Annotated in this window: 13 protein-coding genes; 5 read left to right on the forward strand and 8 right to left on the reverse strand. The window is 45.6% G+C overall.

What is annotated here, in order from left to right; all coding sequences use genetic code 11:
- Positions 1-71: 71 nt before the first annotated feature.
- Together AQUSIP_RS02310 and idi are read right to left on the reverse strand one after the other, a co-directional pair.
- Positions 72-1,661 carry a hypothetical protein gene (locus AQUSIP_RS02310; protein ID WP_114834052.1) on the reverse strand — a complete coding sequence of 530 codons (1,590 nt, stop codon included), beginning with the start codon at positions 1,659-1,661 and terminating at the stop codon, positions 72-74.
- Positions 1,662-1,760: 99 nt separating this feature from the next.
- Positions 1,761-2,294 (reverse strand): isopentenyl-diphosphate Delta-isomerase, encoded by a 534-nt coding sequence (idi, locus tag AQUSIP_RS02315; protein WP_114834051.1) that lies wholly within the window; start codon positions 2,292-2,294, stop codon positions 1,761-1,763.
- Between the two features lie 65 nt (positions 2,295-2,359).
- Between idi and AQUSIP_RS02320 the strand changes: the two genes are divergently transcribed.
- The 5 genes from AQUSIP_RS02320 to mvaD all read left to right on the forward strand — a co-directional run bounded on the left by AQUSIP_RS02320 (position 2,360) and on the right by mvaD (position 7,863).
- Positions 2,360-3,421 (forward strand): hydroxymethylglutaryl-CoA reductase, encoded by a 1,062-nt coding sequence (locus tag AQUSIP_RS02320; protein ID WP_114834050.1) that lies wholly within the window; start codon positions 2,360-2,362, stop codon positions 3,419-3,421.
- 137 nt (positions 3,422-3,558) lie between these two features.
- Positions 3,559-4,776, forward strand: coding sequence for a hydroxymethylglutaryl-CoA synthase (locus AQUSIP_RS02325; RefSeq protein WP_114834049.1), 1,218 nt, complete (start codon positions 3,559-3,561; stop codon positions 4,774-4,776).
- Positions 4,777-4,912: 136 nt separating this feature from the next.
- The gene (locus AQUSIP_RS02330; RefSeq protein ID WP_114834048.1) at positions 4,913-5,923 is read left to right on the forward strand and encodes a mevalonate kinase family protein; all 1,011 of its coding nucleotides are present in this window, start codon (positions 4,913-4,915) and stop codon (positions 5,921-5,923) included.
- Positions 5,913-6,860, forward strand: coding sequence for a mevalonate kinase (gene mvk / locus AQUSIP_RS02335; protein WP_114834047.1), 948 nt, complete (start codon positions 5,913-5,915; stop codon positions 6,858-6,860). The genes AQUSIP_RS02330 and mvk overlap by 11 nt, the downstream gene beginning before the upstream one ends.
- The gene (mvaD, locus tag AQUSIP_RS02340) at positions 6,847-7,863 is read left to right on the forward strand and encodes a diphosphomevalonate decarboxylase (RefSeq protein ID WP_197737812.1); all 1,017 of its coding nucleotides are present in this window, start codon (positions 6,847-6,849) and stop codon (positions 7,861-7,863) included. The genes mvk and mvaD overlap by 14 nt, the downstream gene beginning before the upstream one ends.
- A 10-nt stretch (positions 7,864-7,873) precedes the next feature.
- On the opposite strand, the gene AQUSIP_RS02345 is transcribed toward mvaD, so the two are convergent.
- From AQUSIP_RS02345 to thiL, 6 genes are all read right to left on the reverse strand, one after another.
- Entirely contained in the window at positions 7,874-8,653 is a 780-nt protein-coding gene (locus AQUSIP_RS02345) for a hypothetical protein (protein ID WP_148326080.1), read from the reverse strand.
- Between the two features lie 232 nt (positions 8,654-8,885).
- A complete protein-coding gene (locus AQUSIP_RS02350) occupies positions 8,886-11,297 on the reverse strand; it encodes a hypothetical protein (RefSeq protein ID WP_114834044.1) in 2,412 nt (803 codons plus the stop codon).
- Positions 11,298-11,418: 121 nt separating this feature from the next.
- The gene (locus AQUSIP_RS02355) at positions 11,419-12,795 is read right to left on the reverse strand and encodes a cryptochrome/photolyase family protein (RefSeq protein ID WP_114834043.1); all 1,377 of its coding nucleotides are present in this window, start codon (positions 12,793-12,795) and stop codon (positions 11,419-11,421) included.
- A gap of 9 nt (positions 12,796-12,804) precedes the next feature.
- Positions 12,805-13,215, reverse strand: a complete 411-nt coding sequence (locus tag AQUSIP_RS02360; RefSeq protein WP_114834042.1) for an EamA family transporter — start codon at positions 13,213-13,215, stop codon at positions 12,805-12,807.
- On the reverse strand, positions 13,212-13,742 hold the full coding sequence (locus AQUSIP_RS02365) for a phosphatidylglycerophosphatase A family protein (protein WP_114834093.1): 531 nt from the start codon (positions 13,740-13,742) through the stop codon (positions 13,212-13,214). The genes AQUSIP_RS02360 and AQUSIP_RS02365 overlap by 4 nt, the downstream gene beginning before the upstream one ends.
- A complete protein-coding gene (gene thiL / locus AQUSIP_RS02370) occupies positions 13,711-14,670 on the reverse strand; it encodes a thiamine-phosphate kinase (RefSeq protein WP_114834041.1) in 960 nt (319 codons plus the stop codon). The genes AQUSIP_RS02365 and thiL overlap by 32 nt, the downstream gene beginning before the upstream one ends.
- Positions 14,671-14,780: the final 110 nt, after the last annotated feature.

Here is a 14,780-nt window from a genome sequence, read left to right on the forward strand (position 1 = left end):
TATTTGTTTACGAAGTATTATTTTTTCTACTATTACGAACGACAAAAATTCACATCTTTGTGCATTAATAATCAGCTCTTTACTTTTATTTTCTTTTTCTCATGTTCGGTAGCAAGTTTTATAGTGGCTTCATACGGGTTGGCGCCGCTCTCGGCTACGCGCTCTCGCTTTTTCTCGTGCTTTTTTTCTTCCCCTGTTTCTAGCACAGTTTTACGGGTTTGAACAGCGGTCGGGGACGGCTGGAAAAAGTTGTAGAGCGATGAAGTTTCGATTTCAAATTCCCGTATTGGCGAAACCGGAGGGAACTGGCTCGCTTTTTCTTTCAAACGCAGCGCATACTGCTGAAGGCCGTTTAAAGTAACAAGGTAGGCGGCACGATTGTCCTGGCAGGCGGAACAGCAGGGTTTGGTGTGCAAAATAAACGTTCTGTCATCTAAAAGGGAATGCATGATAGGTTCTGTCACTTTATAAGCAGATGATCGTTTATCAGCCTGTTCTCCATATTTGGCGCCGTGCCGATAGGGATAAAGATCACAGTTTGTTACGCCTTCTATGACAAAGTTCCTGCCATGCTCATGTTTTAATTTTGCAACTAGCGCACCATAATCATATTCACCGCAGGTCCGTGGTCTGTAATCGCTTCCCAAATCCCTGGCCACTCTACCAATGAGCTGCTGGTAATGTTGACTGGAGTACTGGATAACACAAAACCGTATTTTAGGGCGGCTTTCCGCATTGAATTGGTTTGCAAACTGGTCTAACGTTTGTAAAAATTCTTTGTCAGTTCTTCCATCACCAGCCCGTGAGAGAGCCACCAGGCAAACGAGTTCTTTGTTCACTTGAGCCACGATAAAGGAAATATTGGTTGGCGGCATGCGATCCTTCTTTAATTTTCTGACTTTATCGTCATGCTTTTCTATGATGATGTCAGCCAGTTTCGAATCACTATAGAGCGCATGCATAAACTCCTGAGCACAATTCTGGCTTAATCTCGTATCATCAAAATATTGTGTATTATCCCGTAACCATATGTTGCCCATATCGCTAAAATTGTTTTTCAGGTCCCGGTAATCTTCGAGTTCTTTTAACCTTCGCAGTATGTCATTTTTTTGATCAACGTTCCGAAATTTTTGGTTCTGCAAGTCGCGTTTTTGGTTCAGTAATGCTTTTTTTTCCTGTTGTAGTTCACTCATCCTGTTTTTTTCTTCCCTGGAGAATGCCTTAAAAGCTTTATTGCATAGTCCTTTGTTGTTTTTATCAAAAGCGTTGGCTTCATCTGTACTAAGGTGTTTGCAATAGAGGGATTCAATCTCTTTAAATACGTTATCTAGCGAGCCTTGAATGGAGTGTACTTGATCGTTTTGGGAATGAATCACTTCATTGAGCGCTTCGATTTCTCTTTTTAATCTTGTTTGATTCTTTATCCGATTTTGTAATTCATGATAAAGATCCGACTCCTGGATTTCTTGATACAATAACTCCCACTGATTATTTTCACGAATGCGCGCAAAATCTCGGGATTCAAAAAGGCGGACACTCGGACGATTGACTCGCTTTAAGTCTATGATACTGGTGCCTTTGTTTTTATTTTCGGTTGCATCTTCGGAAGCGGGTGAAGATAGAAGGCCTTTATGAGGCTCTAAGGGTAAGCGCGACTCCATAATAATCCTCGTTTTTTGTGCAAATAGTTATAATAATTGAGCGAAATTTTATCACTATTTACGTTAACGAACTATTAAGGATCAATTAAAAAGCTAGCCTTAGGACATGAGGTGGTGTTTTACGAGAACAAGGGCTTTTTCCAGCCAGGGGGTGAATTGCTCGGGGTGGGCGGCAAGCTCCTGCTCCAAATCTTCCAGCGTGATCCAGCGATAAGCATGAACTTCGTCAGGATTAGGCAGGATGGGGGTCTCAACCATCAGGGTGCCAATTAACACATGGTCAATTTCATTTTCTGATAACCCATTGGAAAAATGCGCATTATAGTGGAACCAGCCTAAGCTTTTCAGAGGTGTGCTGATCCCCAGTTCATCCTTAAGACGCCGCACCCCGGCGTCAATGACGCTTTCACCTGCGCGGGGATGGGAGCAGCAGGTATTGGTCCACAGGCCAGGCGAATGGTATTTGTTGAGCGCGCGTTGTTGCAATAATAGCTCACGCCGTGGATTTTCACGGAAAAGAAAGACGGAAAAAGCGCGATGCAGCAGGTTTTGCTCATGGACAGCAAGCTTTTCGCCCAGGCCGGTTTCCCGGTCCTGTTCATCCACCAGGATGATGTATTCGGTTGCTGTCATAATGCTTTTTCCAGTAGAATGGTGGCCTTTTTATAGCCTCAGGGCTCATTTATTTCAAGCAAAATATGCGCTGGCAGAATACATATAAAGGCGACACAAAACAAATCGCAGCCATCCCGATGCGAGTGGTAGGTCCGGTCAAGATTATCAGTGCGGAAGTGACGGGCGATATTCCCTTGCCGCTCGCGACCCTGGAATCACCTCTTTGGCCATCAACCCATCGTGGAGCGAGGGTTTGCACACAGGCAGGTGGTATCCATGCGACGCTGATTGATGAACGCATGACCCGCTCTATCCTGATTGAAGCGGCTTCCGCGGCGGAAGCTTATCAGGCTATGGTTGAGATCAGGCAGCAAAAAGAAGCATTGCAGGCCGTTATCGGCGAAACCAGCCGTTTTGCCCGATTAATAGACATGAACATGCAGATAGTGGGTTCCTTGATTTATCTGCGTTTTGAATTACTGACCGGTGATGCTGCGGGCCATAATATGGTCACGCTGGCTTCTGACCGCCTGCTAGACTGGATTCTTTCACACTATCCGCATCTGCGTTATGTTTCCATCTCTGGCAATTACTGTTCTGACAAAAAGGTGTCGGCAGTTAACGGCATCTTGGGTCGCGGAAAAAACGTAGTGGCTGAAGTGACCCTTTCCCGGGCGTTATGTAAACGCTTTTTAAAAACAAGCCCCGAGAAATTAATTGAGTTAAACATCAAGAAAAACTTGCTAGGCAATATTATCGCGGGTGGTTTGCGCACGGCGAATGCGCATTTTGCCAATATGCTATTGGGTTTTTATCTGGCGACAGGGCAGGATGCGGCAAACATTATTGAGGGTTCTCAGGGTATCGTGCATGCTGAATTACGGCAAGATGCGCTTTATTTCTCTGTCACCTTGCCTAACCTGATTATCGGTGCCGTGGGTAACGGTAAGACACTGGATTTTGTGCAGGAAAATTTGCATCTATTGGGGTGTAACGAAAAACAGGAACCAGGCTATAATGCGAGGCGCCTCGCTGTCATTGCGGCTGCAGCAGTATTATGCGGTGAACTGTCGCTGCTGGCTGCCCAGACTAATCGGGGCGAATTAATGCGTAGCCACCTGAAGCTGGAACGCGAAAGGAAATAATTTATTAACTTTTCGTCATTTTTCATGGAAGCAGTGCCTGATATATCAGGTGCTTAATAAGAAGATCTGACCGTTAACAGGTCAAAGATGAACCATGATGAAAGGACGAGTTCTTTAAATGAAAGAGAGAATACATCGTGGTAAAAGTCGGCATAGACACATTAGCGATATATACCTCACGGTATGTACTGGATCTGACGACACTCGCTAAAGCGCGAGGTGTTGAATTAACCAAATATCAGTCGGGCCTTGGCCAGCAGATGATGTCTGTGCCGCCGCCAGGTGAAGACATCGTCACCATGGCAGCAAATGCTGCAAGCGAGGCACTGGACGGTGTCGATATCAACGAAATCGAGATGCTACTGTTTGCGACTGAATCGGGCATGGACCAGTCCAAAGCCGCCGGCATTTATGTGCATCATCTATTAGGCCTTCCTTCCCGCTGCCGTGTTGTTGAGCTCAAGCAAGCCTGTTATGCCGGTACTGCGGCACTGCAACTCGCTTTGCCTTTCCTGCACGAAAACCCCGATAAAAAAATTCTGGTGATTGCTTCTGATATCGCCCGCTATGGATTGGGTGCGGTTGCTGAATCCTCACAAGGCGCAGGCGCAGTAGCCATGGTCTTGTCCGCCAACCCTCGCGTGCTTGCTTTTGAGCCAGAGTATGGCGTTGTCACAGAAGATGTAATGGATTTCTGGCGGCCAAATTATTTACACGAAGCACTGGTAGACGGTAAATATTCCAGCCGGCTTTATCTCGGCATGCTGGAAAAAAGCTGGAAACAGTATCAGTCCCTATCAGGCCGTGGTTTTCTCGATCATGCTTATTATTGTTATCACACACCTGTGCCGCGCTTGGTAGAAAAAGCACATCAACATTTGCTGAAACAGACGGGTTTTGAGCATTTGCCGGAAGAAGTTACTGTTAAACAGTTTAATGACTCGCTGGAATACGGGCGGAAGATTGGTAATAGCTATACTGCCTCCTTGTATATCGGCCTAACTGCCTTACTGGATTTGGTGAAGGAAGATCTAGCGGGCAAGCGTATTGGTTTTTACAGCTATGGTTCCGGCTGCGTTGCCGAATATTTCAGCGGCGTGATTGAGTCGGGCTATCGCCGCGCGCTGCATACACGTTATCATGCTGATTTACTGGCGACCCGTTCATTGCTGACGTATGAAGATTATGAAGCTTTTTATACGTTCCACTATGTTGAAGACGGCAGTGATCAGGCGATCCCTGTTTATGATACAGGCCGCTTTCGTCTGGCACGATTGCACAAGCATAAGCGGATTTATGAAAAGGTAGATCCGGCTGCAGAAGTATTGTTGGCTGCCGGTGATTATGTGAAATAGCGGGGATTGCATTGGCCGAGTGATATTTCTTGGGTCCTGTCATCTCTCCGCACAGGTATCATTCCCTGCGAAAGCGTTCGGATTGAATGATAAGTGGAGTATAACCTGCTCATTTGATGTATAAACTAAGGCGCCTATGAAAGTTCAAGCACCCGGAAAATTAATTTTGTCTGGTGAACATGCGGTGGTTTACGGCAGTCCGGCGCTTGCCATGGCAGTTAACCGATACGTAAGCGCAACCGTGACGCGTGAATTATTGCCGCAAATTTTATTTGATTTGTCTGACCTTGCCCATCATGGTCACCTTAGTTTTACCGCTTTACGTCAGCTAAAGACACGCATTAAACAAAAATATCAGCGCTTTATTCGCGGCGACTTCAGTATTCGTGAAGTCTTGCACAAACCTTTTGAGCTCGCTCAATTTGCTCTGGGCGTATTTGTAGAGTCGCTTAACCTTTCGCTTCCGCATGGTGTCCGAATTCAAGTGCACTCAGACCTTCCTATCGGTTGCGGCATGGGTTCCTCTGCCGCGACAATCTTAAGCGTCATGCATGGTGTTTCGCGTCATTTGCAAATGTCATTGACGGAAGAAACGCTGTTCCAGCTAGCACTGGAAGCTGAAAAAATGCAGCATGGATTTTCCAGTGGTCTGGATTTGCGCGTGGCGTTGCATGGCGGATGTCTGTACGTGAACGGACCGGCGCTGGAGCAACGTCCAGTACCGACTTTCCCCATGTATCTGGTCAATACCGGCGCTCCACAGACAACGACCGGTCAATGTGTGGAAAAAGTCGCTCCGCATTTTAAATCAAATGCGCTGCGTGATGATTTTGCCGCTGTGACGGACAGCATGGATAACGCGTTGAAACAACAGTCATGGCAAGGCATGCGAGAAGCGATCCATTATAATCACCAGCTGCTTGTTCGTATTGGCGTGGTACCTGATCAACCCCGGCGTTTTATTGAAGCGACTGAAAAGCTGGGTGGCGCCGCCAAAATTTGCGGTGCGGGTGCAGTGGCTGGCGATCAGGCGGGTGTTGTGCTGGTGACAGCAGATGACAAGGAAGCGGTGACCATGCTCGCTTCACGATTTGGCTATACCATGATTCCTATTTTAGGTGAAACTCGAGGTTTACATGCAGCTTAAAGCATCGGCGCCAGGTTCATTAATCCTGTTGGGTGAATATGCGGTGCTGCATGGTAAACATGCACTGGTTTGTGCGGTTAACAAATACATTACCGTCACGCTTACACCCTCGCTTGATAAACGGATTGAGATTGAATCGTCGCTGCATGGCCGGTATGAAACGGATTTAACCTCTATCAGCATTGAAAAACCGTTTCATTTTGTACTCGGCGCACTGCAGCACTATCAGCCCAAATTAAAAACGGGCTGCCATATTGCAATTGAATCAGAATTTTCTGACAAAGTCGGGCTCGGTTCTTCTGCGGCTGTGACAGTCGCGACATTGGCTGCTTTGGTAACGTGGCTGAATATTCGTGTGTCGCCGCTTGACCTGGTACGCCAGGGTCGAAATGTGGTGCGTCATGTTCAGGGAGTGGGCTCAGGTGCAGATATAGCAGCTTCTGTTTATGGCGGCCTGGTTGGTTATCAACCACAACCTTTACTGGTAGAAAAATTTGCTGCTACTTATCCGCTCAGCGCATTATACGCTGGCTTTAAAACGCCCACGGTAGAAGCCATCAAACGGGTGCAGCAGCAGTTTTCAGCGCACCCTGATCTTTTTCGCCATATTAGCAACAGCATTGGCCAGTGTGCCTTTTCAGGTATGCATGCCGCGCGCAAGGCAGAGTGGTCAAAGCTGGGGGAGATCATGAATATACAACAGGGAATGATGGAAGCACTGGGGGTCAGCCTGCCAATTTTGCGTGACATGGTGGAAGAATTGCGCAAACAGCCCGGCATGCTGGGCGCGAAAATTTCAGGTTCGGGCTTGGGCGATTGCGTCGTAGGTCTTGGGGGGCCTTTACCGGATCAGTATGTTTATAAAGGCGAGCATACTGGTATCCAACCTGTTTCTGCACAAATGTCGCAACAAGGAGTACGTTGTGAAAAAATCTGATGTCATACGGGCAGTGTTCCATTCGCTACTTCAGGAAGCGCCGAACAAAGTATGGCAGCCGCAGCATGAGAAGGGGCTCGGGTTTGCGCCAACAAATATCGCGCTTTGTAAATATTGGGGCAAACGTGATATAGAACTTAATCTTCCCATGACCTCCAGTCTTTCAATAGCCCTGCCTGACAAGGGAGCGCTGACTTCTGTATCCTTGCATGATCAGTCCTATGATCGGATTATCTTAAATGATCAGGAAGTTGTACGTGACTCCGCTTTTGCGGTGCGTACCAGCCAGTTCCTGGATTTATTCCGCCCGCAAAAAACTGGGTATTTACAGATTGATATTAAGATGAATATTCCCGTTGCCGCAGGCCTTGCTTCTTCTGCTTGTGGTTTTGCCTCGCTTGTATCTGCTTTAAATGATTTGTTTGACTGGAAATTAAAAAAACAGTCTTTATCCATTCTCGCCCGCTTGGGGAGCGGCAGTGCCGCGCGTTCATTTTGGAATGGATTTGTGGAATGGTATGCAGGTGTACGGCCAGATGGAATGGACAGCTTTGGAGAGCCGCTTGCTTTCGAATGGCCGGAATTATGCGTGGGTATTTTAACAATGAGCGAGGTAGAAAAGCCTATTTCATCACGCGAAGCCATGCAGCGGACAGTGAACAGCAGTCTGCTGTATGGCAGCTGGCCAAAGAAAGTGGCGCAGGATCTCGCCATTCTAAAGCAAGCCATGCAGGTGACCAATTTTCCTTTACTGGGTGGGACGGCGGAATCCAACGCCCTCACCATGCATGCCACCATGCTTTCCAGCTGGCCGCCTGTTTGTTATTTCATGCCCGAAACCATTGCGGCCATGCACAAGATCTGGAAGTCAAGGAAAGAGGGGCTGGAACTTTATTTCACGCAGGATGCAGGGCCTAATTTGAAATTATTGTTTCTCGAACAGGACAAAGAGCAGGTGCAACAGCTTTTTCCATCGGTTGATATCGTTAAGGTATTTGAATAGCGGCGCAATATCAAATACCCGAAGTTAAACGCTCAGGTTGTGTGCTAACGAAACCAAAAGAAGTTTCATCTGGGCAGCAATTGAGGATAAACCTGTTTCCTTGCCAATCCGTTAATCGAGATACAAAATTTTCAAAACTCAACATAAAGATTTTTTCTGGTTTATTGGGCGCGGATCGAGAGTTAGGGTCGCGAAAGAAAACCATTTCTTTTCCATTGACAATTTTTAGCTGATCGACAATGACGCAATGAGTAAAAGGTATGTAATCCCCCATATAAGTATTTTTACGAAAATAAAATACATGGCGGTTTTGAGTTGTTTCACTCATGAAAGGCTGTGGTTTTTCATTATGGCACCATGCGCCAAATTTACCCATAAAAGCATGGGCGCCATGATTTCTTAGCGATTCCTTTAGCTTATTAAAACCATCCCTTGGATGCCATGCGGCATTTTCAAGATGAAGCAAAGGAAGAAGAATTTTATAGGTCAATATATCATACAAAATAATCCATTGACCGCGTTCCTCGAGGGAGGTTAAGTACTCTATTTTGCTTAACGCTTTATTGGCTCGCTTAATGAAGCGATTCATGAAAGCTGAATTTAAAGACAGAGCTGTTTCAAGGTCAATATTTAAATTTTGGCATAAAGTAAAGGCAATCTCTGCTAAATGAGCATAATCGTGATTGAAATTCATTAAGGCATTTTTCATTGTTTTATAAGCAATCATTTCTTTAATAGAATCATTCTGATTGCTGCTTTCAAAAAAAGCGATTCTGCGCATGCCATACAAGGTGCAGGTCATGCCTTTTTGACGTTTGATCGGTTTTCTAGCGCCTTTTTTGGATAGCTTTCCGGAAGACAGGTCGACCAAGGTATTGTCTGTTTGATCAATTAATAATTTAACCATGGTCTATATCTCTGAAAAAATGATGTGGATTAGCATAAATAATTTTTTTTATAAATGATTAAAATAAACTTAATGATTAATACTGGACTTCGGCCATTTTAGTCGTGTTCCGATTTTATACTTTGCCCACATTCAGTTTGGCTATCTCTTTCTCCGGCAGCGAATTTGAAAGCGGATTAACGGAAGGAATGGTTTTGGCGCCAGTACCAGGTGTGGTTGAGAATATACCTCGACTCCCTTCCGACCCATGCCTGACATGACGAAGGACGGTCTGGGCAGTTTTGGCAGGTTCATCTGTAATCAATTTTTCAAGCTCCGTCTCAGGGATGTTTTTATTCATGGGATTGGACAGCACAATATTCAATCTGACTATTTTTTTATATTCTTTACTGATGGCCGCGAGATCGATTGCGTCAACAAGTGGTTGGTAATGTATTTTGCCTTGTTGAACTTTACGTTCGCATCTTTGCTTGTAGTCAGCAAATTCCTGTTGAATCTCTTTAAAAACATAATCACCATTTTCGGCTAGGAAATCTCTGAATTCAGGCATTCTCAGCAAGACATCTTTAAGTTGTTGTATGCGAGCCGCTTTATATTTGACGAATTCATCCAGCAGGTTTTTTGTCTGGATGTGGCCTTTTTTAGCTGTCACTTCCTGACGTATTTCTTTTGTGACTTCGCGGGATTGCAATACCGATGTTGAATTTTCTTCTGGAAACTTGACCCCTTCAAATAATTTTCTATCCAGCTCGGTTGTCTTCCATGTTTGCCCTGAAAATCCATAAAGACTGACTTGATCGCCGTGACGGATTAAAATGGGTTTGTTACTATTCTTTTCTGAAATGATTCGCAGGTCATTCAAATTGATTGCTTTCGCTGACATCAAAACGAAGTCATATTCCTCTCTTTTAGTGTCTTTTTCATCCACATAGTTCAAATCATTGCGGATATTCATTTGAGCAATGCTTCTGTACATGGCCTCCGTTGTTAAAATATGCTTTAACAATGATTTGAATTTATGAAACACATAAACAGGATGGAAGGCCAGTTTTTGAAAGACTTCATTGTCATGCTGGGTGTAAAAGTTTTCATGCAGTGAGGAAAGATCAATTTTAGATTGCGAAAAAGAATTTTTAGTCGGGAAATAGCGGAATACCGCATCCTGCAGATTGGGAAAGTTGCGGATGTCACGCTCGGTAAAATTAAAATTCGGTGTTTTACTAAACAGCCATTCAGAGAAATTGGTTTTCTTGAATTGCTGCATGAAGCCCCATTCAGACATGTCCGTATCAACACGTTTGCCGTTTTTGGCGCCGTTCCTGTTATGATAATCATTTTCTGCATTGACATAACTGGCGATGGTGCCTTTGGCTAGCCCCTTGATCGTGCGATAGTTAATCAGGTCCCTGACTTTTATGGGATAAGGTTTGTTAAATGCCTTTTCATTAATGATTCTATTTTTATCCAGCTTGCCGAGCAGGCCGCCATTTTTAATATCCGCTACTTTAATCGTGATTGACTGGCCAAGTAAATTAACGGTGACGTCTTTATCCTTATCTTCTTTTGCATACTTGCGTTCAATCTCATCTTCGAGTTTTTTAACCAGCTTATCAATTTCTTCCAGTTTTTTGACGTCTACATGTTCGTTTAGCGTGGATGCCATGAGTTTTTTGGTTGTCTCATTGGCTATTTTTAGATATTCAAGCTCCGTTTGGCGCTGTGGAGTGGTGTCCATTTTGCTGATGTGCTGCTGGCGAGCTTCAATTTGATTTAACAGGGTATTGAGTGTTTCTCTTGAAAGCTTGGATTGCTGAGTTAAAAGTTTGTCTACGTGATCTTTCAGTTGAATGGCTTTGGGCTTGGAATCCCACAGGGAGCTATACCAGTTGATCTGGTTGCGTGTATAACTATAGGCATAGGATAAAGACAGCCAACTGGAATCGTTGGGCGTTCTATCCCAACTGGCTGATAATAATTTTAAATTTTCCATCAAACGATGACGCTGATAATCCGTGTCATTTTCGACGGGTTCAATAATGAGATCCTGTTCCAGCAAAGGATCGTAACGGTTGGGCGTAAAACCCGGTAATTTTTTAGAGGAAACAGCGGTAAAATAATAAGCGTCGTCTTTGTATTCGTAACACGCATGGGTAGCAGGAACAATGTCAGGCTCCACGAGCCGGTACCATTCACAACTGGTGACTTCGAGCTGGGCAAGGATCTCTGCCAATTGAAGATTTTCAGCCGTCTTTTCCTCGGGAGTATCGTCTTTTACAAAATAATCTTTGCCGTTTCGTGTTGCGGTATTAACAAGATGGCAGGTTTCTTTTTTCGTTTTGTGCGAAGTATAAGTAAAAAGTCGAAGTGATCGGCTGCGTTTAGGGAAGTTAGGCGGCAAAGGAGGAAGGTGCTGAAGAATCGTAGGACTTTCGTCCTTATCATCTACTTCCATTTGTAGAAAATCGGAGCCGTCATCGAGTAGCACACTTTTTTCAGTTGTTTTTGGCTGCTCTCTACTGGAGGTCACGGTGTCCTTCCTTTTTATTTGAGCGTTATTTTTTTCACCCTATCAGACAAAGATTAAGAAAATCTTAAGATATAATCCTATGTTGTTGTCAGAAAATATCTATTCTTGCCATACAGGGAAATTATGAAATTTTTTTATACAATATTTTAGTTTTTTTACTTTCGAGAGAGTGATTAACCAATGGAGAAGGGTAATGGGTGATGGGGGGCGGTGGGTTTTTATCCAGCGCGTGAATGGTTTTAGCCGTGAGCCTCGCCAGTTCCGGCACCCAGCGCTTGATATAGAGACAATCCGGATCAAATTTTTGCTGCTGCAGCCAGGGATTAAAGATACGAAAATAAGGCTGTGCATCACAGCCGGTAGAAGCCGTCCACTGCCAATTGCCGTTATTGACAGCAGGATCATAATCCACCAGCTTTTGAGCAAAGTATTTTTCGCCCCAGCGCCAGTCAATGAGCAAGTCTTTAATGAGAAAGGAAGCAGTGACCATGCGTACACGGTTATGCATAAAGCCCGTTGTATTGAGCTCCCGCATGCCTGCATCGACAAGAGGAAAGCCTGTTCTGCCTTCACACCAGAGACGAAACTGTTTTTCATTGTTGCGCCAGGGAAGTGCGTCATATTTTGCATGGAAAGCGCCACCTAACACACGCGGATAATGAAAGGCAATGTGCGTAAAAAAATCCCGCCAATAGAATTCAGTGATCAGCTGATGCTGTTTGCCGAAGGTTTTTAGCGCCGTTGCATAGCTTTCCCGAATGGAAAGGGTGCCAAATTTGTGGTGCGCGGAAAGCCGCGTGGTACCATCTAACGCGGGAAAATCACGCATTTTTTTATAATTCGTCAATGCTTCCGCTTTCTTCAACAATTTGAGCGCTTCCTGCCGGCCGCCTTTGACAGACAAGTTGGGATTGGTTTTTTGTAACAATTTCTGGAGCGTTTGCTTGTCTTCTAGCGGGGTGGATGCCTGATAATAATTCGCATACCTATTTTTTTGCGGTGGTTGCACCGGAAGGCGTGTGGCTGTTTTAAAAAAAGGGGTAAACAGCGTATAAGGCTCGTCGTTCTTCTTTGTCACCTGCTCGGGTTCCTGCAGCAGGGCATCAGCATAACTGTAAAAAGCAATCCTGTTATGTTTGCAAACGGTTTCCATTTTTTGATCACGCACACGGCTGAACGGTGTGTAATCTCGGTTAACAAACACAGCTTGAAGCGGAAGGGTGGCGATAAGTTGCGCGAGTACTTCTTCGGCCGTGCCATAAAAAAAATAAAGACGGCTTTGTTTTTCTTTCAGCGCAGCATCCAATTCCTGCAATGAATGCGCCATGAATTGGATGGCATTATCGCTTTTATAATCATTACACTCAATTTGCCGTTTATCAAAGATAAAGCAAGGGATGACTTGTTCAGATAGCTTCAATGCTTCTATCAGGGCTGTATTGTCCTGCAGCCGTAAGTCCCTTCGGAAGATGTGTAACGCAAGCGTATGGGTTTTCATTCCCTCATTTTATTGCGACATCAAATAAATCGCTACCAGGGCAAACAGGATACCCAGGCATTGCTTGAGGTTGACAGCTTCGCGCAGGAAAAGATAAGAAAGCACGATCGTCACCAGAGGATAAAGCGCAGTGAGAGTGACTACTGTAATGATTTTGCCCCGGTCGGCGGCGATGAAATAAAAGAGACAGCCTACGCCGTAAGCAAGACCAGTTAGCAGGCCGAAACTGAGTCCCTTCATGTCTGTGGTAGGCTTGAAATTCAGCATGCCGAGCGTGACTAATCCTACTACCAATACCCCTACTGTCTGAAAGACCAGGGCACTTTTGGAATCGATATAGACAATGGCAAGTTTGGTGAACAAGCCCCACAAGCCAAAACTGAAGAGCGCGAGCAGAGCGGCGGGTAACCATTGTGTCATGTGATAACTCCTATTAGTTGGATGACAATCATTGCATAAAGACCCGCAACAACATCATCCAGCACCATACCAAAGCCACCATGCACATTTTTATCTAGAAAATAAATGGGCCAGGGTTTCCATATGTCAAACAGACGGAATAACAAAAATCCCAGCAGAATCCAGGAAAAGCCGTGAGGTGCATTAATCATGGCGACAAAAAAACCTGCAAATTCATCAATACACATGCCCGGATGGTCATGAAGATGGATATTCCTGCTGATATGTTCGCAAAGCAGAGAACTCAGGATAACGAAAGCTAGCACAACCAGCAGATAAATTCCAAGCGGGAGGGGTCTTAGCAATAAGTAAAAAGGAATGGCCATTAGGGTGCCAAAGGTGCCAGGGGCAAACGGAACGGCGCCGCTACCCAGGCCAAAAGCGATAAAATAGAGCGGGTTTTGCCAGACAGCAGCAGGAACCGGCGGTGAGGGTTTTTTACGGGAAGAAAGGCGGTTAAAAATGTTGGTAACCCAGCTTTGGACCATGATACTTTTTTTCATCCTGATAACGTAGATCCAATCCTTGCTGTTCAGTAATGACGCCAATGCAGGTATAGCGGCAAGGAATGGACGATAATTTTTTTTCAATTAAAGCGCGTTTTTCAGGCGGGACGGTGAAACATAACTCATAATCATCCCCCGCGGTGAGGGCAAGTGTAATCGCTTTTTCCGGCGGGAGCGACTGTTTTACAGCTTCCGATAAGGGCAGTTGGTCCACATAAACAATAGCCCCTACCTGGCTTTGCTCCAATATGTGGCCAAGATCCGCAGCCAACCCGTCTGAAATATCAATGGCGGCATGGGCGAGTCCACGCAAATGTTCGCCTTGGGGAAGACGCGGCTCCGGGCGGTTGAGCCGGGTTAACACGGCGTGCTGCGCTTCTGTCGAGAGGGAAATCTGCTGCTTGAGATGGTGCAGGGCGAGCCCTGCATCACCCAGGGTGCCTGTCACATAAATCAGGTCGGCGGGCTTTGCGGTGGATCGAAGCAAGGCTTGGCCGGGGGGAATGAACCCCATGGCTTGAACCGTCATGCTAAGCGAACCGTGTGTGAGATCGCCCCCTATTAGTTGGACCTGATAGCGATTGGCAAGCGTAAAAAATCCATCGCAAAAGGCTTGTATCCAGGCTTCATTCGCTTCAGCCAGCGTGATGGCGAGCGTCGCCCAGGCAGGCGAAGCGCCCATGGCTGCAAGGTCACTCAGGTTTACCGCGAGGGCCTTATAGCCAATGTCATAGGGAGGTGTTAATGCAGGAAAATGCACGTCTGCGATCAGCGTATCCGTTGTGACAACAAGCTCATGACCGGCCGGTACAGTCACGATGGCGGCGTCATCCCCAATGCCCAGCCTCACGTCAGGGCGGTGTTCTGTTTGTGTTGCGAAATATTTTTTGATGAGGTCGAATTCAGTCATGCGTATCACTTTATCAAGTTTGTGTGGGCAAGACACGTATTTATGTGAGCTAGTTGTCGGGAAGCCGCTTCGTGGCGTCTGGATCCCGCTGTCAAGCAGCGGGACGACGG

The sequence above is a fragment of the Aquicella lusitana genome (genome assembly GCF_902459475.1).
Taxonomy (GTDB): domain Bacteria; phylum Pseudomonadota; class Gammaproteobacteria; order DSM-16500; family DSM-16500; genus Aquicella; species Aquicella lusitana.